Source organism: Pseudomonas sp. NyZ201 (assembly GCF_049860765.1).
Classification (GTDB): domain Bacteria; phylum Pseudomonadota; class Gammaproteobacteria; order Pseudomonadales; family Pseudomonadaceae; genus Aquipseudomonas; species Aquipseudomonas bharatica.
Map to the genome: position 1 here is coordinate 5,215,229 of NZ_CP187557.1, position 23,213 is coordinate 5,238,441.

Genomic DNA, 23,213 nt, shown 5'->3' on the forward strand with positions numbered 1-23,213 from the left:
AGAAGCCTTTTTGTTGTTTTCACTGGAGTCTAATCAGGGGGTGGAAGGCGGAGGTAACGAAGGGATGCGGGAATGTCACCAGGCAGTGACATTGGCGATGAGGCCCGGGAGATCAATCAAGATACCGGGGCAGGCTCAGGGTCACCCGCAAGCCACCCTCGCGCAGATTCCTCAAACTCACCTCCCCGCCATGGCTATGGGCAATATTCCTGGCAATCCCCAGGCCCAGGCCATACCCCTGCTGCTTCCCGGCCAGGCGGAAATGCGGTTCGAACACCTGTTCCAGCTGTTGCGCCGGCACCCCGGGGCCTTCGTCGTCCACATGCAGGACGAAGCTGTCCTCGCTATCGATGATCCGCAGGTGCGCCCGCTCGCCATATTTCAACGCGTTGTCGATCAGGTTGCCGATACAGCGGCGCAAGGCCAGCGGCTTGCCCGGGTAGGCGGCCTCGGCATGCCCTCGGATGGTCACCCGGCCACTGGCAAGGTAAGGCTCGACAAGGCATTCCAGCACCTGGTTCAGATCGATGGCCTCGATGTTTTCGTGGATATCCGTGTCCTTCACGCATTGCAGCGCGCCTTTCACCAGCATCTCCAGTTCGTCCAGATCCCGTCCGAACTTCGCCTGCACCTGCTCGTCCTCCAGCAGCTCGACGCGCAGGCGCAAGCGCGTGATCGGCGTACGCAGGTCGTGGGAGATCGCGCTGAACAATTGGCTGCGCTCGGTGAGATAGCGGCTGATGCGCTCGCGCATGGCATTGAAGGCGCGCGCGACTTCCTCCACCTCGCTGCCGCCGCCCTCCACCACCGGCGCCACATCCGCGCCGAGGGACATTTCCCGCGCCGCCAGGGCCAGGCGCTTGAGCGGCCTGCTCTGCCAGTGGACCAGCAGGCCGATGAACAGCAGCAGGAAGAAACCGGTGAAACCGATGAACAACACCTGCTGGCGCGGCAGCCCTTCATCTTCGAGGGTGGTGTAGGGCTCGGGCAGCAGCGAGGCGATATACAGCCACTCGCCCTCGGCCAGGCGGATCTGGGTGACCAGCACCGGCGGCTCCACCGGCTCCAGCGTGAGCGCGTAATGCGCCCAGGAACGCGGCAGTTCGTCGAGCTTCAGGCCACTGTTGAAAATCCGCAGGTCCTGCGGGCTGACGAACTCCACCGAAATGCGCATCTCGCCCAGGCGCTGGCGCAGCACTTCGTCCACCGCGGCGATGACCGCCTCCTTGCGCGGTGTGCTGGGCAGCACCTGCATGTCCAGCGGGCGATCGTTGAGGGAGACGAAGAAGCGCGTGCCGCCCATGCTGCGCAACTGGTCCAGCACCAGCGGTCGATAGGCCAGGGGCAGCGAGCGGAAGTAGCTGACACTGGCGCTCATCGAATGCGCCAGGCTTCGCGCACTGGCGACCAGCCCCTCGCGCTGGCTGGCACGCAGTTGCGACAGCCAGATCAGGCTCGACAGGCCCTGGGCCAGCAACACCACCAGCAAGGTCAGCAGCAGCATCCGCCCCAGCAGCGAACGCGGCAGCGGCAGGCGCCGGCGGCGCTCAGTGCGACGCAGCAACACTGGCCGCCAGCAGGTAACCGCTGCCCCGCACGGTCCGGATCAGCCGCGGCGGCTTGCCGGTGTCGCGCAGGCGCTGGCGCAGACGGCTGACCGCCATATCGACGATGCGATCCAGTGGCATCGGCTCGCGTCCGCGCGTGGCATTGCCGATGGTGTCGCGGTCGAGAATCTGTTGCGGATGATCGAGGAAAAGCTTAAGCAGGGCGAAGTCGGCGCCCGACAGAATCACCTCCTCGCCGTCGCGATGGAACAGGCGATGGCTGACGGTATCCAGGCGCCACTCATCGAAGGCCAGCACCTCGCCGGCCGGAGCCTGGAACCCGGCCCGGCGCAACAGCGCCTTGATCCGCGCCTGCAGTTCGCGCGGGCTGAAGGGTTTACCGAGGTAGTCATCGGCCCCCAGCTCCAGGCCGATCACCCGATCGGCCTCGTCGGAACTGGCGGTCAGCATGATGATCGGCACCCGCGCCTGGCGTGGATGTTCGCGCACCCAGCGGCACAGGCTGAAACCGTCCTCGTCGGGCAGCATCACATCGAGGATCACCAGGTCGCTGCCCTCGGCATCCAGCGCCTGGCGAAACGCCTGGCCGTCGGCCACGGCGCGCACCTGGAAACCGCAGCGGCTCAGGTAGGCGTCCAGCAGTTCACGGATGTCCTGGTCGTCATCCACCAGCAGAATCGACTTGCTCACGAAAGAGGTCCTTGTCCTTGACCGGGAATCAAGCCCCGGAGGTTCCCGCCAGCGCTTGCTGCAATGCCACGCCGGCACCCAGCAGCCCGGAGAATTCGGCGGTCACCAGCCACACCGGGATGCCTTGGAAATAGCCGCTCATGCAGCCTTTGTCAGCAAAGCTTTCGGCAAAGCCGCTGCGCAGGAACAGGCGGCTGAAACGCGGCACCACGCCGCCGACGATATACACCCCGCCGCGCCCGCCGAGGGTCAGCACATCATTGCCGGCGACCCGGCCGAGAAAGCGGCAGAACTGCTCGATCACCGCCAGCGCCACCGGCTCGCCCGACAGCGCGGCTTCGGTGATGGCAGCGGGCGCCGCCAGGGTCGGCGCGTGGCCGTCGAGGCTGCAGATGGCGTGGTACAAGCGCAAAAGTCCGCCACCGCTCAATACGGTCTCGGCACTGACGTGCCCGGTATGTTCGGCGATGGCCTGGCGAATTGCTGCCTCGCGGGCGTCGTTGACCGGCAGGTCGACATGCCCGCCCTCGCCCGGCACGGCCAGCCAGCGCCCCTCTTCCAGACGCAGCAGGCTGGCCACACCAAGGCCGGTGCCGGGGCCGATGATCAGCGCTGGGCGGCTCAGGTCGGCCTCGCCGGCGCAAACACTGATCCGCTCGTGCGGTTGCAGGCGGGTCATGCCCAGGGCCATGGCGGAGAAATCGTTGATCAGCAGCAGGTGCTCGACCTGCAAGGCAGCGCAGAAAATGCTGCGGTTGATCCGCCAGTGACTGTTGGTAAAGCGGAACTCCTCGCCCGACACCGGTCCGGCCACCGCCAGGCACACCGCCTGCAGCTCGCCACGGGCAATGCCCTGGCCCTCCAGGTAAACACCGATGGCCTGTTCCGGGCTGCTGTAGTCCGCTGCCTGGAATACCTGCACGGCATGCAGGGCATCGTCGCGCCACAGGGCGAAACGGGCGTTGGTCCCGCCGATATCGCCTACCAGCGAAACGCTCATTTGCACCCCTCCAGCGCCTGGGTGAAGGCACTCGCGCCCTTCTCCGCCGGGCTGAAGGCCTGGCGCATGAAACCGAACAGCTCGCGGCCACAGCCGAGGTCATTGCCCAGTGGCGCAGGCGGGACCTCGCGGGCGGCCAGTTCATCGTCCGGCACCCGCACCAGCAGGCTGCCGGTGGCGCCATCGACGCGCACGATATCGCCGTCGCGCACCCGGGCCAGCGGCCCGCCGTCATAGGCCTCGGGGCAGACATGGATGGCCGCCGGGATCTTGCCCGAAGCACCGGACATGCGCCCGTCGGTGACCAGCGCGACCTTGAAGCCGCGGTCCTGCAGCACGCCAAGGAACGGCGTCATCTTGTGCAGCTCGGGCATGCCGTTGCAGCGCGGGCCCTGGAAGCGCATCACGGCGACGAAGTCGCGCTCCAGCTCGCCGGCCTTGAAGGCATCGGCCAACGCCTGCTGGTCGTGGAAGACCCGCGCCGGCGCCTCGACCACCTGGTGCTCGGGCGCCACGGCCGAGACCTTCATTACGCCCCGGCCCAGGTTGCCTTCCATCACCCGCAATCCGCCTTCGGCGGAGAACGGCCGGGCCACCGGGCGCAGGATCGACTCGTCGAGGCTTTGCCGCGGCCCCTCGCGCCACACCAGCGCGTCGCCATCGAGGAAGGGTTCCTCGACATAGCGGCGCAGGCCTCGACCGGCCACGGTGTTGACGTCCTCGTGCAGCAGGCCGGCATCGAGCAGCTCGCGGATCAGGAAGGCCATGCCCCCGGCCGCCTGGAAGTGGTTGATATCGGCCTTGCCGTTCGGATAGACGTGGCAAAGGGTCGGAACCACTTCGGAAAGATCGGCCATGTCCTGCCAGGTCAACTGGATCCCGGCGGCCTGGGCGATGGCCGGGATATGCAGGGTGTGGTTGGTGGAGCCGCCGGTGGCGTGCAGGGCCACCACCGAGTTGACGATCACCTTTTCGTCGACGATTTCGCCGATCGGCATGAAGTTGCCGCTGGCCTTGGTCAGCCGGGTGACCTGCTGCGCGGCCGCCACGGTCAGGGCATCGCGCAGCGGCGTGTAGGGATTGACAAAGGACGCGCCCGGCAGGTGCAGGCCCATCACTTCCATGAGCAACTGGTTGGTATTGGCGGTGCCATAGAAGGTGCAGGTGCCGGGGCTGTGGTAGGACTTCATCTCCGACTCCAGCAACTGTTCGCGGCTGGCCTTGCCTTCGGCGTAGAGCTGGCGCACCTCGGCCTTTTCCTTGTTGGAAATCCCCGAGGGCATCGGCCCGCCGGGGACGAACAGCATCGGCAGGTGACCGAAGCGCAGCGCGCCCATCATCAGGCCGGGGACGATCTTGTCGCAGATACCGAGCATCAGCGCCGCATCGAACAGGTTGTGCGACAGCGCCACGGCGGTGGACATGGCGATCACCTCGCGGCTGGCAATGCCGATCTCCATACCCGGTTCACCCTGGGTGACACCGTCGCACATGGCCGGCACCCCACCGGCGAACTGGCCGACCGAGCCTATGTCGCGCAGGGCCTGCTTGATCTGCTCGGGGTAGTGCTCGTAGGGCTGGTGGGCGGAGAGCAGGTCGTTGTAGGCGGAGACGATGGCGACGTTGGCCGAATCGCTCAGGCGCAGGGTCTGCTTGTCGTCGGCGCCGCAGCCGGCCACGGCATGGGCGAAGTTGGCGCATTGCAGGCGGGCACGCATCGGGCCGTCGCTGGCGGCGCCGCGGATCAGTTGCAGGTAGCGTTCACGGGTGGGACGGCTGCGGGCGATCAACCGCTCGGTGACCTCGACAATACGCGGATGCATGAACTCGACTCCAGGCTAAACGGTGGTGGCGACGCTCTGGCGATTTTCCCTTCCAAACGATTGCGCCTACGCTCAGGCCAAGTGCCGGTAGAAAAGGACTGGATCGCTCGACGTGGTAATTCGAACAAAATATTGCCAGCAGCTACGCTTGTTTTCTATCTGTTTCCGATTAATCTTGTAATTACAACAACAAAATTCCGTACAGTACGCGAGGTGGTGCCATGACTATCCGGATTGCAATCAACGGCTTCGGCCGCATCGGCCGCAACCTGCTGCGCGCACTCTATACCCAAGGCTACCGCCGCGACCTGCAGGTCGTCGCCATCAACGACCTGGGCGACAGCGCCATCAATGCCCACCTGCTCCGCTACGACAGCGTCCACGGCCATTTTGCCGCCGAGGTGTCCTTCGACCAGGAGAGCCTGACGGTCAACGGCGACCGCATTGCCGTCAGCGCCATCCGCAACCCGGCGGAACTGCCGTGGCGGGCCGAGGATGTCGATGTGGTGTTCGAATGCACCGGGCTGTTTACCGATCGCACCAAGGCAGCGGCACATATTACCGCCGGAGCGCGCAAGGTGATCATCTCGGCGCCGGCCAAGGGCGCGGATGCCACTGTAGTCCATGGCGTCAACCACGACATCCTGCGCGCCTCGCACCAGATCATTTCCAACGCCTCCTGCACCACCAACTGCCTGGCTCCCGTGGCCCAGGTGCTGCACCGCGAGCTGGGCATCGAACAGGGCCTGATGACCACCATACACGCCTATACCAACGACCAGAGCCTGACCGATGGTTACCACAGCGATCCCTACCGCGCCCGCGCCGCGACCCAATCGATGATCCCGAGCAAGACCGGGGCCGCCGAGGCGGTGGGCCTGGTCCTGCCGGAACTGGCCGGCAAGCTCACCGGCATGGCGGTACGGGTGCCGGTGATCAATGTGTCGCTGGTGGACCTGACCGTCACCCTCGCCCGGCCGACCACGGCCGAGGACGTCAATGCGCTGTTCAAGGAAGCCAGCCGCGGGTCGAAAATCCTCGGCTACAACGATCTGCCGCTGGTGTCCTGCGACTTCAACCACAACCCGTTGTCGTCGATCTTCGATGCCAATCACACCAAAGCCAGTGGGAAATTGCTGAAGGTGATGGCCTGGTACGACAACGAATGGGCCTTCTGCAACCGCATGCTGGATAACTGCCTGGCACTGTGGAACGCCCGCTAGACGGGGCTTTCGGCGTTTGGCCGGCGGGCATCCCAGGCACTGCCCGCCAGCGCCGTGCTACTTACCGCTTGACCGAAGCCGTTAATGACAATCAATATCATTAGCAAATTCCGGTCGGGTATTCCCGTGAGCCACTCTCACTTCAACACCGTTTTTCTCGCCCAACGGGTGACCCTGTTGCGTACGCTGCAGCGCATGGTGGACAACCCCAGCACCGCCGAGGACCTGCTGCAGGAAACCTACCTGCGGGTCACCCGTGCACTGGGCGAGCGTCCCATCGAGCACCTTGAACCGTTCGTCTTCCAGACTGCGCGCAACCTGGCGCTGGACCATCTGCGTGCGCGCCGGGTCCAGGCCCGTACGCTGGTGGACGATGTGCCGGAGCAGATCCTGCACAATGTCGCGGCGCCGGTCAGCAGCGCCGAGGACGCCGCCCACGCGCAAAAGCTGCTCAAGCGCCTGAGCGGCTCGCTGGCGCAACTGACCCCGCGCCAGCAGCGCATCTTCATCCTCAGCCGGCTGCATGGCGCCAGCTACCTGGAGATCGCCGAGCAACTGAAGGTCTCCGCCAGCACGGTGCAGAAGGAACTGAAACTGATCATGGCGATCTGCATGGGCGTCGCCGATCGGCTCGACGGCAACTGAAGGTTCCTTGCCTGCCCTTGCGTTTGCCGCGATCATGACGCCCACGACAAGACAGCCGCCACGCCCCAAGGACCTTCCGTGACCGAACCCGCCCATCAGCGCCCCGCGCCGCATGCGACTGCCCGCGACCAGGCCATGGACGAGGCCCTGGACTGGCTGATCCGCCTGCAATGCCCCAGCGATGACGACACCCGCGCCTTCGAAGCCTGGCTGCAAGCCAGCCCGGACAACGCCCAGGCCTATGTCGATGCCGAAGCGCTGTGGAACGGCGGCGCCGTGCGCCAGGCGGCCGGTGAGCTGCAGCGAAAACGCAAGGCCTCGCCTCTGGCACGCCTGCGCCCGCACTGGAAGCCGCTGTCCGTTGCAGCGGTGTTGCTGGTGGGTGTCCTGACCGCCGGGAACCTGCCCGTGCGCCTGCAGGCCGATCACCTGACCGTGGTCGGCGAGCGCCAGCGGGTCGAACTGAACGACGGCTCAAGGGTACTGCTCAACACCGATTCGGCCTTTTCCAGCGCTGTCGATGCGCGCCAGCGGGTCGCTCGGCTGTACCAGGGCGAGGCCTATTTCGAAATCCCCGGCGGGCTTGACCAGCCCTTCGAACTGCAAGCCGGGCCGCTGCGCGCCAGTGTGCGCGACAGTGATTTCGCGGTGCGCTACCTCGATGGCGAAGCGCTGGTGCGGGTACAGCGCGGCGATGTCGATGTGCTCGCCAGCCAGGACCAGCGCATCCGCCTCACCAGCGGCGAAAGCATCCGGGTCGGCCCCGACGGTTTCGGCGAACGGCAGCGCGCCGACCTGCAGAAGGATCTGGCCTGGGTCCAGGGTCGGCTGATCTTCGAAAACTGCCCGTTCAGCGAGGTGCTGGCCGAGCTGCGCCGCTACTACCCCGGCTGGATCATCAACACCAACCACAGGCTGGAGCAGGTGGCGGTGACCGGCAACTACCGCCTCGACCAGCCGCTGGAAGCCGTGCGTGCCCTGGCCCACATCACCTCTTCGCAAGTGCGGGAATTGCCAGCCGTGGTGATTATCAACTGAGTCGAAGGTTTTTTTACGCGATCCCCTGAGGTCGTACGTCTCGTTATAGCCAATGCAACTGATTCTTGTTTGAACCAGTAGCCACCTATAACGACGCGCGACAGGGAGCGCCTTTCGATGCCCACCGGATCCACCCGCCGAAACCCCAGCCCCGCCCGCAAGCCGGGCCTGCCACGTTGCACGCTCTCCCTGCTGACCCTGGCCATGCTCGCCAGCAGCGCCGCCAGCCTGCCGGCGCTGGCCGCCGAGCCGGCGCAAGTGCCTGCCCAGCGCATGGGTGACTACCGCTTCAACATTGCCCAGCAACCGTTGGTGTCAGCGTTGAACGCCTTCAGTTCGGTGACCGGCTGGCAGGTCGGCTTGTCCGCCGAACTGGGACAGAATGTGGTATCGGCGGGGGTGCGCGGTTCGCTGCCGCCGGAGCAGGCCCTGCAACGGCTGCTGCTGGGCACCGGCCTGACCTACCGCAAGCTGGGCAGCAACAACGTCGCCATCGAGCGCAGCCAGTCCCAGGCCATCGCCCTGCAACAGGTGACCATCAGCGCCACCCGCAGCGCCCAGGACGTCAGCCAGGTGCCCAGTACCGTCAGCGTGCAGACCCGCGAACAACTGGACCGCAACAACGTCAACGACATCAAGCAACTGGTGCGCTACGAACCGGGTGTCTCGGTCAGCGGCACCGGCCAGCGCAGCGGCCTGAACGGTTACAACATCCGCGGCATCGACGGCGAGCGGGTACTGACCCAGATCGACGGCGTGGCGATCCCCGACAGCTACTTCTTCGGCCCCTACGCCCAGACCCAGCGCAACTACGTCGATCCGGAGATCGTCAAGCGCGTGGAAATCCTCCGCGGCCCGGCCTCGGTGCTGTACGGCAGCAACGCCATCGGCGGCGCGGTGAGCTACTTCACCCTCGATCCGGACGACATCATCAAGCCGGGCCAGGACGTCGGCGCGCGCCTGAAGGCCGGCTATAGCTCGGCCGACAACAGCTGGCTGAAATCCGCCACCGTCGCCGGCCGCGAAGGCGGGTTCGACGGCCTGCTGCACCTGAGCCGGCGTGACGGCCACGAGACCGAATCCTACGGCGAGCACGGCGGTACCGGCCTGAGCCGCACCGAGGCCAACCCGGAAGACGTGCAGACCACCAACGTGCTGGCCAAGCTGGGCTGGAACTACGCCGACGACGGGCGTATCGCCCTGACCTACGAGCACTACAAGGACGACCGCGACCTCGACCAGAAAAGCGCGGTCGGCGGCCCCTTCACGCCGAACCCGCTGAACTTCTACCAGGACCGCACCGGCAGCGACGTGGTCACCCGCGAGCGCTTCGGCATCGCTCATGACTTCGCCGTCGACAGCCTGCTGGCCGACAACCTGAAGTGGAGCCTGAACTACCAGATCGGCAAGACCGACCAGCGCACCGCGGAAATCTACCGGCCAATGGTCTACACCCTCTACCGCGACCGCAAGACCACCTACAAGGACCGTCAGTGGATCCTCGATGCCCAGGCCGATAAGGCCTTCGCTATCGGCGACACCGAGCACCTGCTGACCTACGGCGCGACCTTCAAGCAGAACAAGGTTACCGGCTCGCGCAGCGGCACCGCCACCTGCCTGACCACCGGCTTCGGCTGTGTCACCGGGCGGCCGCTGGCGTCCAGCGCACTGGTTGAAGTCAGCGACTTCCCCGATCCGACGGTCAATACCTACAGCCTCTTCGCCCAGGATGAAATCCGCTGGAACCAGTGGACCTTCCTGCCGGGCCTGCGCTACGACCAGACACGCATGAAGCCACACGTCACCGACGAGTTCCTGCGCGGCATCAGCTCGAGCAACGAGCCGGTCAACACCGAGGACAAGAAGTGGCACCGCGTCTCGCCCAAGTTCGGCGTGACCTATGCCTTCAACGACAACTACACCTGGTACGGCCAGTACGCCGAAGGTTTCCGCACCCCGACCGCCAAAGCCATGTACGGCCGCTTCGAGAACCCGGGCGTCGGCTACAGCGTGCAGGGCAACCCGAACCTCGAGCCGGAGAAGAGCAAGAGCTACGAAACCGGTCTGCGCGGCAACTTCGAGGCCGGCAACTTCGATGTGGCGGTGTTCTATAACAAGTACCGCGACTTCATCAACGAAGACGCCGTGCAGGGTTCCAACGTCGGCCAGAGCTTCGAGGCCAACAACATCAAGCACGCCACCATCAAGGGCGCCGAATTCAAGGGCCGCCTGAACCTGGATGCCTTCGGCGCGCCGAATGGCCTCTACACCCAGGGCTCGCTGGCCTATGCCTGGGGCAAGAACGAAGACACCGGCAAGCCGATCAACAGCGTCAACCCGCTGACTGCGGTGATGGGCCTGGGGTACGAGCAGGAGCAGTATGGTGGTTTGCTCAGCTGGACCCTGGTCAAGCGCAAGAACCGCGTCGACGACACCAGCTTCTACGCCCCGGACGGCACCAGCAAGCAGTTCCGCACTCCGGGTTACGGCGTGCTGGACCTGAGCGGGTTCTACAAGGTGAGCGACGACGTGACGGTCAATGCCGGCCTGTACAACCTGACCGACAAGAAGTACTGGCAGTGGGATGACGTGCGCGGCTACGACGGGATCGGCGAAGCCGCTGCGACCGCCCCGGCCAACCTGGATCGCCTGACCATGCCGGGGCGCAACTTCTCGGTGAATGTGGTCTGGGATATCTGATCACAATCTTGAAGCGCACATAGACACCCTGTGGGAGCGGGTTTACCCGCGATTACGGTAGTGAACTCACCGACGTAATCGCGGGTGAACCCGCTCCCACAGAGTTCTCTACAAGGTCAGGACACCGGTGTAGAGACTGAAGGCTGCCAGGCCGGCACCTGCCACCACCGCCGCGAAAATCAGCTTCTCCCAGCCGGTAAACAACGGCTTACCCTGCTCACGCTTCGCCCTTGCGAACAGGATCACCCCCGGCGCATAGAGCAGCGCCGAAAGCAGCAGGTATTTCAACCCGCCCGCGTACAACAACCACACCGCATACAGCAACGCCACCAGCCCGACGCACAGGTCCTTGCGCCGCGTTCCGGCAAAGCCTTCATAGGTCTCCCCGCGCAACGCCAGCAGCACCGCATAGGCCGCCGACCATAGGTAGGGCACCAGGATCATCGACGACGCCAGGTAGATCAGGCTGGTGTAGGTCCCCGCCGAGACCAGCGTGATCAGCAGGAAAACCTGGATCATGCTGTTGGTCAGCCACAGCGCGTTGGACGGCACATGGTTGGCATTTTCGAAGGCGAGAAACCGCGGCATGGTCTTGTCCCGCGCCGTGGCATAGAGAATCTCGGCGCAGAGCAAGGCCCAGGAGAGCAAGGCGCCGAGCAGCGAAACCGCCAGCCCGATGCTGATCAGCAAGGCGCCCCAGGGCCCGACGATATGCTCCAGTACCGACGCCAGCGACGGATTGTGCAGCGCCGCCAGTTCCGGCTGGGTCATCACCCCCAGCGACAGCACGTTGACCAGCACCAGCAGGGCCAGCACACCGAGAAAACCGATCACCGTGGCCTTGCCGACATCCGAGCGCTTTTGCGCCCGCCCGGAATAGATGCTTGCCCCTTCGATACCGATGAACACGAACACTGTCACCAGCATCATGTTGCGCACCTGGTCGAGCACGTTGCCAAAACTCGGGTTGGCCAGGCCCCAGATATCCCGGGTGAAGATGTCCATGCGAAACGCCGCCGCGGCAATCACGATGAACAGGATCAGCGGCACCACCTTGGCCACCGTGGTGATCTGGTTGATGAACGCGGCCTCCTTGATCCCGCGTAGCACCAGGAAATGCACCGCCCACAGCAGCAGCGAGGCACAGCCGATGGCCAACGGCGTGTTGCCTTCGCCGAACGCCGGGAAGTACAGGCCCAGGGTACTGAACAACAGGACGAAGTAACCGACATTACCCAGCCAGGCGCTGATCCAGTAGCCCCAGGCGGAGGAAAAGCCCATGTACTCGCCGAAGCCGGCCTTGGCGTAGGCATAGACCCCGGAATCCAGCTGTGGCTTGCGATTGGCCAGGCTCTGGAAAACGAAGGCCAGGGCCAGCATGCCGATCGCAGTGATACCCCAACCAATCAGTACTGCACCTACGTCGGCACGGGCAGCCATGTTCTGCGGCAGGGAAAAGATGCCACCGCCGATCATCGAACCCACCACCAACGCGATCAACGCTCCAAGGCGCAGTTTCTGGCCAGGCTCGGACATGAAATTCCCCTTTTTATTCCCTATTTTTCAGTCAATGAACCTGATCATCATCTTGTAAAAATCGCAGGTTATAAGCCTTTATATTTAATAACAAAGGACTCTAATAACGACACGCTTCGGTCAGAGTTTTGTGCACTAATTCCGCTTCGACAAGTCTAACCGCCTTTTTTTCGTGAAAAATTTGCGAAAGCCGGGAAACGGACTAGCTTCAAAGTTCTCTGGCACTTTCGAGAACCCACCCCTTCTCTGAAAGCGCCGTATCACAAGGCCTGCGCAGCAAACTGCTGATCTTTCGAAGGCTCTTCCAGTCATTTGTCAACAATGGAATGTCGCAATGAACTGACCTGTATCAGCTTCCTGTAATTCCATCCGCATTACCTTGAAAGTCTCTCTTTTCTGAAATGGAGCTCAAGCATGTCAGAGGCTTCCGGAAAACTTCGACTCGGTGCGCTCGTCGCACTTGTGGTGGGTTCGATGATTGGTGGCGGGATCTTTTCCCTGCCGCAAAACATGGCGGCCAGCGCCGATGTCGGCGCGGTACTGATCGGCTGGGCGATCACCGCCGTCGGCATGCTCACCCTGGCCTTCGTCTTCCAGACCCTGGCCAACCGCAAACCCGATCTGGATGGCGGGGTGTATGCCTACGCCAAGGCCGGTTTCGGCGATTACATGGGCTTCTCGTCGGCCTGGGGCTACTGGATCAGTGCCTGGCTGGGCAACGTCGGCTACTTCGTCCTGCTGTTCAGCACCCTCGGCTATTTCTTCCCGATCTTCGGCGAGGGCAACACCCCGGCGGCGGTCATCGGCGCCTCGGTGCTGCTGTGGGCCGTGCACTTCCTGGTGCTGCGCGGGATCAAGGAAGCGGCCTTCATCAACCTGGTCACCACCGTGGCCAAGGTGGTGCCGCTGGCCCTGTTCGTGCTGATCGCGCTGTTCGCCTTCAAGCTGGATATCTTCACCGCCGACATCTGGGGAACCATGAACCCGGACCTGGGCAGCGTGATGAACCAGGTGCGCAACATGATGCTGGTCACCGTCTGGGTGTTCATCGGCATCGAGGGCGCGAGCATCTTCTCGGCCCGCGCGGAAAAACGCTCGGACGTGGGCAAGGCCACGGTCATCGGCTTCATCACCGTGCTGCTGTTCCTGGTCCTGGTCAACGTGCTGTCGCTGGGCATCATGACCCAGCCTGAACTGGCCAAGCTGCAGAATCCGTCGATGGCGGCCGTGCTCGAGCACGTGGTCGGCCACTGGGGCGCGGTGCTGATCAGCGTCGGCCTGATCATCTCGCTGCTGGGGGCCCTGCTGTCGTGGGTGCTGCTGTGCGCGGAGATCATGTTCGCCGCCGCCAAGGACCACACCATGCCGGAGTTCCTGCGCCGCGAGAACGCCAACCATGTGCCGGCCAATGCCCTGTGGCTGACCAACGCCATGGTGCAGATCTTCCTGATCATCACCCTGTTCTCGGCCAGTACCTACCTGTCGCTGATCTACCTCGCCACCTCGATGATCCTGGTGCCTTACCTGTGGTCGGCGGCCTACGCCGTGCTGCTTGCCTGGCGCAGCGAGACCTACGAGCAGGCCCTGGCCGAGCGCAAGAAGGACCTGATCATCGGTGGTATCGCCCTGCTCTATGCGATCTGGCTGCTGTACGCCGGCGGGGTCAAGTACCTGCTGCTCTCCGCCCTGCTCTATGCCCCTGGCGCGATCCTGTTCGCCAAGGCCAAGCGCGAGGTCGGCCAACCGGTTTTCACCCACGTGGAGAAGTTGATATTCGCCGCCGTGGTCGTTGGTGCCCTGGTGGCAGCCTACGGCCTCTATGACGGCTTCCTTACGCTGTAACCCCCGTATTTCACACCTTTGGAGGAAATGATCATGTCCACGGATAAAGTCAAGTACGGTGTTCATTCCGAGGCAGGCAAACTGCGCAAAGTGATGGTGTGCTCCCCTGGCCTGGCGCACCAGCGCCTGACCCCGAGCAACTGCGACGAGCTGCTGTTCGATGACGTCATCTGGGTCAACCAGGCCAAGCGCGACCACTTCGACTTCGTCACCAAGATGCGCGAGCGTGGGGTCGAAGTCCTGGAAATGCACAACCTGCTGACCGAAACCATCCAGAATCCCGAAGCCCTGAAGTGGATCCTCGACCGCAAGATCACCCCCGACACCGTCGGCGTCGGCCTCACCAACGAAGTGCGCAGCTGGCTCGAAGGCCTTGAGCCGCGCCGTCTGGCCGAGTTCCTGATCGGCGGCGTGGCCGGCGAGGACCTGCCGGACAGCGAAGGCGCCAGCGTGATCAAGATGTATCGCGACTACCTGGGCCACTCCAGCTTCCTGCTGCCACCCCTGCCGAACACCCAGTTCACCCGCGACACCACCTGCTGGATCTACGGCGGCGTGACCCTGAACCCGATGTACTGGCCGGCGCGACGCCAGGAAACCCTGCTGGCCAGCGCCATCTACAAATTCCACCCCGAGTTCACCAACGCCGACTTCGAAGTTTGGTACGGCGATCCGGACAAGGACCACGGCCAGGCCACACTTGAAGGCGGCGACGTCATGCCGATCGGCAAGGGCGTGGTGCTGATCGGCATGGGCGAGCGCTCCTCGCGCCAGGCCATCGGCCAACTGGCGCAATCGCTGTTCGCCAAGGGCGCTGTGGAAAAGGTGGTGGTCGCCGGCCTGCCGAAATCCCGCGCGGCGATGCACCTGGACACCGTGTTCAGCTTCTGCGACCGCGACCTGGTCACGGTCTTCCCGGAAGTGGTGAAGGAGATCGTGCCGTTCGTGATCCGTCCGGACAGCAGCAAGCCCTACGGCATGGACGTGCGCCGCGAGAACAAGTCGTTCCTCGAGGTAGTTGCCGAGTCCCTCGGCCTCAAGGCCCTGCGCGTGGTGGAAACCGGCGGCAACAGCTTCGCCGCCGAACGCGAGCAATGGGATGACGGCAACAACGTGGTGGCCCTGGAACCCGGCGTGGTCATCGGCTACGACCGCAACACCTACACCAACACCCTGCTGCGCAAGGCGGGCGTGGAGGTCATCACCATCAGCGCCGGCGAACTGGGCCGCGGACGTGGCGGCGGCCACTGCATGACCTGCCCGATCGTGCGCGACCCAATCGACTACTAACGCCCACTACCCCGGCCGCGCCCACCCGGCGCGGCCGGGCAGATCACCGAATCCAAGGAGTCCCGAAATGGCGTTCAACATTCATAACCGCAACCTGCTCAGCCTGGAACATCACACCGAGCGCGAGCTGCGCTACCTGCTCGACCTGTCCCGCGACCTCAAGCGCGCCAAGTACACCGGCACCGAGCAGCAGCACCTCAAGGGCAACAACATCGCCCTGATCTTCGAAAAGACCTCGACCCGCACCCGCTGCGCCTTCGAGGTGGCGGCCTACGACCAGGGCGCCAACGTCACCTACATCGACCCGAACTCCTCGCAGATCGGCCACAAGGAAAGCATGAAGGACACCGCCCGGGTGCTCGGGCGCATGTACGACGCCATCGAGTACCGCGGCTTCAAGCAGGAAGTGGTGGAAGAACTGGCGAAGTTCGCCGGGGTGCCGGTGTTCAACGGCCTGACCGACGAATACCACCCGACCCAGATGATCGCCGACGTGCTGACCATGCGCGAGCACGCCGACAAGCCGCTGCACGAGATCAGCTATGCCTACCTGGGCGATGCGCGCAACAACATGGGCAACTCGCTGCTGCTGATCGGCGCCAAGCTCGGCATGGATGTGCGCATCGCCGCACCGAAGGCCCTGTGGCCGCATGACGACCTGGTTGCGCGCTGCAAGAAATACGCGGAAGACAGCGGTGCGCGCATCACCCTTACCGAGGATCCGAAGGCTGCGGTCAAGGGCGTGGACTTCGTCCACACCGACGTCTGGGTGTCCATGGGCGAGCCGGTGGAAGCCTGGGGCGAACGTATCCAGCAACTGCTGCCCTACCAGGTCAACGCCGAACTGCTGAAGGCCACCGGCAACCCGCGCACCAAGTTCATGCACTGCCTGCCGGCGTTCCACAACTCGGAAACCAAGGTCGGCAAGCAGATCGCCGAACAGTATCCGCACCTGGCCAACGGCATCGAGGTGACCGACGACGTCTTCGAATCACCGGCGTGCATTGCCTTCGAGCAAGCGGAAAACCGCATGCACACGATCAAGGCGATCCTGGTTTCGACCCTGGCTGATCTGTAACCCAAATCGCTGGCAAGCCAGCTCCCACAGGTCCGGTGTACGCCGTAACTGAGTAGGCAATCCTCCAGCCTGATGCTGTAAGCCAACTCCCACAGGTCCAGTTTACGCCGTCCCCTGTGGGAGCTGGCTTGCCAGCGATGGCGGCCTCCCGTTCAACGAGATTCAAAGGACATTCCCCATGCGTATCGTTGTTGCACTAGGCGGTAACGCGCTGCTGCGCCGTGGCGAGCCCATGACCGCCGACAATCAGCGCGCCAATATCCGTATCGCTACCGAACAGATCGCCAAGATCCACCCCGGCAACCAGCTGGTCATCGCCCACGGCAACGGCCCGCAGGTCGGGCTGCTGTCGTTGCAGGCGGCGGCCTACACCTCGGTCACCCCGTACCCGCTGGACGTCCTCGGCGCCGAGACCGAAGGCATGATCGGCTACATGATCGAACAGGAACTGGGCAACCTGCTGGACTTCGAGGTGCCCTTCGCCACCCTGCTCACCCAGGTCGAAGTCGACGCCAATGACCCGGCCTTCCAAAACCCGACCAAACCCATCGGCCCGGTCTACTCCAAGGAAGAAGCCGAGCGCCTGGCCAAGGAAAAGGGCTGGGCCATTGCCGCCGACGGCGACAAGTTCCGCCGTGTGGTCGCCAGCCCGAAACCCAAGCGCATCTTCGAGATCCGCCCGATCAAATGGCTGCTGGAAAAGAGCAGTATCGTGATCTGTGCCGGTGGTGGCGGCATTCCTACCCTGTATGGTGCCGACGGCAAGCTGCAGGGCATCGAAGCGGTGATCGACAAGGACCTGTGCTCGGCGCTGCTGGCCGAACAGCTGGAAGCCGACCTGCTGGTGATCGCCACCGACGTCAACGCCGCCTATGTCGACTTCAACAAACCGACCCAGAAAGCCATCGCCCAGGCCCACCCGGACGAGCTGGAACGCCTCGGTTTCGCCGCCGGGTCCATGGGGCCGAAGGTCCAGGCAGCTTGCGATTTCGCCCGTCACACAGGCAAAGTCGCGGTGATCGGCTCGCTCAGTGATATCGAGGATATCGTCAAGGGCACCGCCGGCACCCGGGTCAGTACCGCCTCCCCAGGCCTCAGCTATCGTTGAAACGCCCGGGCGGGCCTGCTGGCGGGCCCGCCTGTTTCAACCGTACAAGGAGCCCTCATGGCACAGTTCACCCCAGGCCATCTGCATATCGAGCGCCATGCGCTGAACAAGGACGACCACAGCTACAACTTCTGCGTCGATTACGAAACCGTCCAGGACCCCACCGCAGGCAAGGGCATCCAGTTCCGCCTGCACGGGACCATCCAGGACAAGCCCGCCGACGAGACGTTCTTCCTCGGCAAGAGCGACTGGTACAACTTCGCCGCCGTCATCGATGACATCGCCCGCAAGCACGACATGCCGATCAAGGGCATCGTCACCTCGGCGCACAACACCCTCTACGACAGGATGTTCGAAGACATCCGCGACAAGCTGGAGGTGAAATCGGGCGACCCGATCAAGCCCGAGCGTTTCGAATAACCGGCACAGCCTTCACCGCTGGCAAGCCAATCGACCACCACGCAGCCGCAAGGCATACTTGCACGCTTCGCCAGCCGTGAACCCATCGCCCACCAATGCGCATCCATGTCAGCTTCATCGACCGCGTCGGCATCACCCAGGAAGTGCTCGCCCTGCTGGGCGCGCGCAACCTCAACCTGGATGCGGTGGAGATGGTGCCGCCGAACGTCTATATCGACGCGCCCACGCTCAATCCCTTCGTCCTCGAAGAACTGCACGACGCCCTGCTCAACGTGCGCGGCGTACAGTCGGTGCGCGTGGTGGATATCCTTCCCGGCCAGCGCCGCCATCTGCAGCTCGATGCCCTGCTGGCAGCCATGGGCGACCCGGTGCTGGCCCTGGACAGCGCCGGCAACGTGCTGCTGGCCAACCCGGCGCTGGTCGCACTGTGCGGGCAGGAGCCGGCGGGACGCAGCATCGCCGAGCTGTTCGATGCGCCGGAACTGCTCGCCACCCTGATCGACCAGGGCTTCCACCTGCCGATGCGCGAAGTGGTGCTCAACGGCCAGACGCTGCTGCTGGACGCCACGCCGATCACCGACGCCGGTGCGCTGGTCACCCTGTACCCGCCGAACCGCATCGGCGAACGCCTGTCGGCCTTGCATCACGACCACGCAGAGGGCTTCGACGCCTTGCTTGGCGAATCCCCGGCGATCCGTACCCTGAAAAGCCGCGCCCTGCGCGTGGCGGCCCTCGATGCGCCGTTGCTGATCCACGGCGAGACCGGTACCGGCAAGGAACTGGTGGCACGCGCCTGCCATGCCATCAGCAGCCGCCATGCCGCGCCCTTCCTCGCCCTCAACTGCGCGGCACTGCCGGAGAACCTGGCCGAAAGCGAGCTGTTCGGCTACGCCCCCGGCGCCTTCACCGGCGCGCAGCGCGGTGGCAAGCCGGGGCTGATGGAACTGGCCAACCAGGGCACGGTGTTTCTCGACGAAATCGGCGAGATGTCGCCCTACCTGCAGGCCAAGCTGCTGCGCTTCCTCAATGACGGCAGCTTCCGCCGGGTCGGCGGCGATCGCGAGGTCAAGGTCAATGTGCGGATCCTCAGCGCCACCCACCGCGACCTGGAAAAGATGGTCGCCGAAGGCAGCTTCCGCGAAGACCTGTTCTACCGCCTCAACGTCCTCAACCTCGAAGTGCCGCCGCTGCGTGAGCGCGGCCAGGACATCCTGCTGCTGGCCCGCTACTTCATGCAGCAGGCCTGTACCCAGATCCAGCGGCCGCTCTGCCGCCTGGCCCCGGACACCTTCCCTGCCCTGCTCGGCAACCGCTGGCCGGGCAACGTGCGGCAACTGCAGAACGTGATCTTCCGCGCTGCCGCCATCAGCGAAAACAGCCTGGTGGACATCGGCGACCTGGACATCGCCGGCACCTCGGTAGCCCGCGAGCAGGACGGCGAAATCACCAGCCTGGAGCAGGCCGTCGAGAACTTCGAAAAGAACCTGCTGGAAAAGCTCTACGCCGAGCATCCCTCGACCCGCCAATTGGCCAGTCGCTTGCAGACCTCTCACACGGCGATTGCCCACCGGCTGCGCAAGTACGGAATCCCAACCAAACACTGAACATCCGTAGCGAAATCAATACACCGTAATGATTTCGCTACGACCTGTTGTAATGCCTAGCCGGCAAGGCCTTGATCCTTCTCGGCTTTAATCCCTCCCTTCTGCCGTATCGATTTCATTCCACTCATTCTGTAATTCGGTCAGGAAAATTCGGGAAAACCCTTTGTTCACGGGCTTTTGCCGAACATGGCCGCGAACTTGCTATGGATATTCCAGACCCCGCCCGCCGCGCCTTTTCCGCGGGCCATCACCGCATCCGGCCGCACCGACGGCCTTCGAGGAGTTTCCATGAGCGAGTTGCGTTTTACCGAAGATCACGAGTGGCTGCGTGCCGAAGCCGACGGCAGCGTGACCGTGGGCATCACCGCCTTTGCCCAGAACGCCCTGGGCGACGTGGTCTATGTGCAACTGCCGGAACTGCAGCAATACGCCAAGGGCGCCGAAGCCTCCACGGTGGAGTCGGTGAAAGCCGCCAGCGGCGTGTACATGCCGTTGGACGGCGAAGTGGTCGAGGTCAATGGGCAACTGGAAGACAGCCCGGAGCTGGTCAACGAAGACCCGCTGGGCGACGGCTGGTTCTTCCGCTTTATCCCGGCCGACGCCGGCGCCGTCGCGCAACTGCTCGACCAGGACGCCTACGACCGCCTGATCAAAGCCAACACCGACGCCTGAGGAACCCGTCATGACCATCAATCTCGGCACCGCCAACGAATTCATCGCCCGCCATATCGGTCCGCGCCAGGCCGATGAGCAGGCCATGCTCGCCACCCTCGGCTTCGACTCGCTGGACGCCATGAGCGCCGCGGTCATCCCCGACAGCATCAAGGGCACCAGCGTGCTGGAAATGGGCGAAGGCCAAAGCGAAGCCGACGCCCTCGCCGCCCTGAAAGCCATCGCCGGCAAGAACCAATTGGTCAAGAGCGTGATCGGCCAGGGTTACTACAACTGCCATACGCCGGCGCCGATCCTGCGCAACCTTCTGGAAAATCCGGCCTGGTACACCGCCTACACCCCGTACCAGCCGGAGATTTCCCAGGGCCGCCTGGAAGCCCTGCTGAACTTCCAGACCCTGATCAGCGACCTCACCGGCCTGCCGATCGCCAACGCCTCGCTGCTCGACGAAGCCACCGCCGTCGCCGAAGCCATGACCTTCTGCAAGCGCCTGAGCAAGAACAAGGGCAGCCACGCCTTCTTCGCCTCGGTGCATTGCCACCCGCAGACCCTCGACGTGCTGCGTACCCGTGCCGAGCCGCTGGGCATCGAAGTGGTGGTCGGCGACGAGCGCGAACTGAGCGACGTCAGCCGCTTCTTCGGCGCCGTGCTGCAATACCCGGCGAGCAACGGTGACGTCTTCGACTACCGCGAGCTGGTCGAGCGCTTCCACGCCGCCAACGCCCTGGTCGCGGTTGCCGCCGACCTGCTGGCCCTGATCCTGCTGACCCCGCCGGGCGAGTTCGGCGCCGACGTGGCCATCGGCAGCGCCCAGCGCTTCGGTGTACCGCTGGGCTTCGGCGGCCCTCACGCCGCCTACTTCTCCACCCGCGACGCGTTCAAGCGCGACATGCCGGGTCGCCTGGTCGGCGTGTCCATCGACCGCTTCGGCAAGACCGCCCTGCGCCTGGCCATGCAGACCCGCGAGCAGCACATCCGCCGCGAAAAGGCCACCAGCAACATCTGCACCGCCCAGGTGCTGCTGGCCAACATCGCCAGCATGTACGCCGTCTACCACGGCCCGCAGGGCCTGAAGCAGATTGCCGCACGCACCCACCAACTGACCGCGATCCTCGCTGCCGGCCTCAACGTCCTGGGCGTGACCGTCGAAACCAGCGCCTTCTTCGACACCCTGACCCTGGCTACCGGTGCCGCGACCGCCGAGCTGCACGCCCAAGCCCGCGCTGCCGGCTTCAACCTGCGCCAGATCGATGGCGAGCGCGTGGGTGTGTCCCTCGACGAAACCAGTACCCAGGCCGATGTCGAAGCCCTGTGGGCGCTGTTCGCCCAAGGCAAGGCGGCCCCGGACTTCGCCGCCCTGGCCGCCAGCACCGCCGCGCAATTGCCGCAGGCCCTGCTGCGCCAATCGGCGATCCTCGAGCACCCGGTGTTCAACCGCTACCACAGCGAAACCGAGCTGATGCGCTACCTGCGCCGCCTGGCCGACAAGGACCTGGCGCTGGACCGCACCATGATCCCGCTGGGCTCCTGCACCATGAAGCTCAACGCCGCCAGCGAGATGATCCCGGTGACCTGGGCCGAATTCGGCAGTCTGCACCCCTTCGCCCCTGCCGAGCAGAGCCAGGGTTACCAGCAACTGACGTCCGAACTGGAAGCCATGCTCTGCGCCGCCACCGGCTACGATGCCGTATCGCTGCAGCCGAACGCCGGCTCCCAGGGCGAATATGCCGGCCTGCTGGCGATCCGTGCCTATCACCAGAGCCGTGGCGACGACCGCCGCGACATCTGCCTGATCCCGTCCTCGGCCCACGGCACCAACCCGGCCACCGCCCATATGGCCGGCATGCGCGTGGTGGTGACCGCCTGTGACGCCCGCGGCAACGTGGACATCGACGACCTGCGGGCCAAGGCCATCGAGCACCGCGAGCACCTTGCCGCGCTGATGATCACCTACCCGTCGACCCACGGCGTGTTCGAAGAGGCCATCGGCGAGATCTGCGCGATCATCCACGACAACGGCGGCCAGGTGTACATCGACGGCGCCAACATGAACGCCATGGTCGGCCTCTGCGCACCGGGCAAGTTCGGTGGCGACGTTTCGCACCTGAACCTGCACAAGACCTTCTGCATTCCTCACGGCGGTGGCGGCCCGGGCGTCGGCCCGATCGGCGTCAAGTCGCACCTGGCGCCGTTCCTGCCGGGCCATGCGCAGATGGAAAACAAGCAAGGGGCGGTCTGCGCAGCGCCGTTCGGCAGCGCCAGCATCCTGCCGATCACCTGGATGTACATTCGCATGATGGGTGGCGCGGGCCTCAAGCGTGCCTCGCAGATGGCGATCCTCAACGCCAACTACATCGCCCGTCGCCTGGAAGAGCACTATCCTGTGCTGTACACCGGCAGCAACGGCCTGGTCGCGCATGAATGCATTCTCGACCTGCGCCCGCTCAAGGACAGCAGCGGCATCAGCGTCGACGACGTGGCCAAGCGCCTGATCGACTTCGGCTTCCACGCCCCGACCATGTCCTTCCCGGTCGCCGGCACCCTGATGATCGAGCCGACCGAAAGCGAGTCCAAGGAAGAACTGGATCGCTTCTGCGAGGCGATGATCCGCATCCGCGAAGAAATTCGTGCGGTGGAAAACGGCAGCCTGGACAAGGACGACAACCCGCTGAAGAACGCTCCGCACACCGCAGCCGAGCTCGCGGGCGAATGGCCGCACGGCTACAGCCGCGAGCAGGCGGTGTACCCGCTGCCGTCGCTGGTGGAAGGCAAGTACTGGCCACCGGTGGGCCGGGTCGACAACGTGTTCGGTGATCGCAACCTGGTGTGCGCTTGCCCGTCGATCGAGAGTTACCAAGAGGTCTGAGTTCGCTTGAGGGCCTCATCGCCGGCAACGCCGGCTCCCACAAGGTTCGCGGCGCACCCGATACCTGTGGGAGCCGGCGTTGCCGGCGATGGGCCGCAACGCGGCCCCGA

17 protein-coding genes are annotated in these 23,213 nt (G+C 64.5%); 12 read left to right on the forward strand and 5 right to left on the reverse strand.

Annotated elements, in window-relative coordinates; all coding sequences use genetic code 11:
* Positions 1–112: 112 nt before the first annotated feature.
* The 4 genes from ACPFMA_RS23405 to edd are packed head-to-tail and all read right to left on the reverse strand — an operon-like array spanning position 113 to position 5,081.
* On the reverse strand, positions 113–1,528 hold the full coding sequence (locus ACPFMA_RS23405) for an ATP-binding protein (RefSeq protein WP_167654026.1): 1,416 nt from the start codon (positions 1,526–1,528) through the stop codon (positions 113–115).
* A 19-nt stretch (positions 1,529–1,547) separates the two neighbouring features.
* Complete coding sequence (locus tag ACPFMA_RS23410; RefSeq protein ID WP_425928848.1) at positions 1,548–2,258, reverse strand: response regulator; 711 nt, start codon at positions 2,256–2,258, stop codon at positions 1,548–1,550.
* A gap of 28 nt (positions 2,259–2,286) precedes the next feature.
* Entirely contained in the window at positions 2,287–3,258 is a 972-nt protein-coding gene (locus ACPFMA_RS23415; protein WP_425928849.1) for a glucokinase, read from the reverse strand.
* Positions 3,255–5,081, reverse strand: coding sequence for a phosphogluconate dehydratase (gene edd, locus ACPFMA_RS23420; RefSeq protein WP_425928850.1), 1,827 nt, complete (start codon positions 5,079–5,081; stop codon positions 3,255–3,257). Before edd ends, ACPFMA_RS23415 begins: the two co-directional genes overlap by 4 nt.
* 221 nt (positions 5,082–5,302) lie before the next feature.
* On the opposite strand from edd, the gene gap reads away from it, so the two are divergent.
* The 4 genes from gap to ACPFMA_RS23440 all read left to right on the forward strand — a co-directional run bounded on the left by gap (position 5,303) and on the right by ACPFMA_RS23440 (position 10,687).
* Positions 5,303–6,304, forward strand: a complete 1,002-nt coding sequence (gap, locus tag ACPFMA_RS23425) for a type I glyceraldehyde-3-phosphate dehydrogenase (RefSeq protein WP_425928851.1) — start codon at positions 5,303–5,305, stop codon at positions 6,302–6,304.
* A gap of 126 nt (positions 6,305–6,430) precedes the next feature.
* Positions 6,431–6,949, forward strand: coding sequence for an RNA polymerase sigma factor (locus ACPFMA_RS23430; protein ID WP_009398286.1), 519 nt, complete (start codon positions 6,431–6,433; stop codon positions 6,947–6,949).
* Between the two features lie 78 nt (positions 6,950–7,027).
* Positions 7,028–7,987, forward strand: coding sequence for a FecR family protein (locus ACPFMA_RS23435; protein ID WP_420059427.1), 960 nt, complete (start codon positions 7,028–7,030; stop codon positions 7,985–7,987).
* Between the two features lie 117 nt (positions 7,988–8,104).
* Positions 8,105–10,687, forward strand: a complete 2,583-nt coding sequence (locus tag ACPFMA_RS23440) for a TonB-dependent receptor (RefSeq protein ID WP_425928852.1) — start codon at positions 8,105–8,107, stop codon at positions 10,685–10,687.
* Positions 10,688–10,795: 108 nt separating this feature from the next.
* On the opposite strand, the gene arcD (ACPFMA_RS23445) is transcribed toward ACPFMA_RS23440, so the two are convergent.
* Entirely contained in the window at positions 10,796–12,223 is a 1,428-nt protein-coding gene (arcD, locus tag ACPFMA_RS23445; RefSeq protein ID WP_009398283.1) for an arginine-ornithine antiporter, read from the reverse strand.
* A 414-nt stretch (positions 12,224–12,637) separates the two neighbouring features.
* Here arcD (ACPFMA_RS23445) and arcD (ACPFMA_RS23450) point away from each other — a divergent pair, with 414 nt between their 5' ends.
* The 8 genes from arcD (ACPFMA_RS23450) to gcvP all read left to right on the forward strand — a co-directional run bounded on the left by arcD (ACPFMA_RS23450) (position 12,638) and on the right by gcvP (position 23,103).
* Positions 12,638–14,065 carry an arginine-ornithine antiporter gene (arcD, locus tag ACPFMA_RS23450; RefSeq protein ID WP_009398281.1) on the forward strand — a complete coding sequence of 476 codons (1,428 nt, stop codon included), beginning with the start codon at positions 12,638–12,640 and terminating at the stop codon, positions 14,063–14,065.
* A 33-nt stretch (positions 14,066–14,098) separates the two neighbouring features.
* Positions 14,099–15,355 carry an arginine deiminase gene (gene arcA / locus ACPFMA_RS23455; RefSeq protein WP_420059430.1) on the forward strand — a complete coding sequence of 419 codons (1,257 nt, stop codon included), beginning with the start codon at positions 14,099–14,101 and terminating at the stop codon, positions 15,353–15,355.
* Positions 15,356–15,422: 67 nt separating this feature from the next.
* Complete coding sequence (locus ACPFMA_RS23460; RefSeq protein ID WP_009398277.1) at positions 15,423–16,433, forward strand: ornithine carbamoyltransferase; 1,011 nt, start codon at positions 15,423–15,425, stop codon at positions 16,431–16,433.
* 178 nt (positions 16,434–16,611) lie between these two features.
* Positions 16,612–17,541, forward strand: a complete 930-nt coding sequence (arcC, locus tag ACPFMA_RS23465; RefSeq protein ID WP_420059431.1) for a carbamate kinase — start codon at positions 16,612–16,614, stop codon at positions 17,539–17,541.
* A 57-nt stretch (positions 17,542–17,598) separates the two neighbouring features.
* Positions 17,599–17,961, forward strand: coding sequence for a DUF5064 family protein (locus ACPFMA_RS23470; RefSeq protein WP_009398274.1), 363 nt, complete (start codon positions 17,599–17,601; stop codon positions 17,959–17,961).
* A 95-nt stretch (positions 17,962–18,056) separates the two neighbouring features.
* On the forward strand, positions 18,057–19,565 hold the full coding sequence (locus ACPFMA_RS23475) for a sigma-54-dependent transcriptional regulator (RefSeq protein ID WP_064301654.1): 1,509 nt from the start codon (positions 18,057–18,059) through the stop codon (positions 19,563–19,565).
* Positions 19,566–19,853: 288 nt separating this feature from the next.
* Positions 19,854–20,237 (forward strand): glycine cleavage system protein GcvH, encoded by a 384-nt coding sequence (gcvH, locus tag ACPFMA_RS23480; protein WP_425928853.1) that lies wholly within the window; start codon positions 19,854–19,856, stop codon positions 20,235–20,237.
* A 10-nt stretch (positions 20,238–20,247) separates the two neighbouring features.
* On the forward strand, positions 20,248–23,103 hold the full coding sequence (gcvP, locus tag ACPFMA_RS23485; protein ID WP_425928854.1) for an aminomethyl-transferring glycine dehydrogenase: 2,856 nt from the start codon (positions 20,248–20,250) through the stop codon (positions 23,101–23,103).
* The last annotated feature ends 110 nt before the right edge of the window (positions 23,104–23,213 follow it).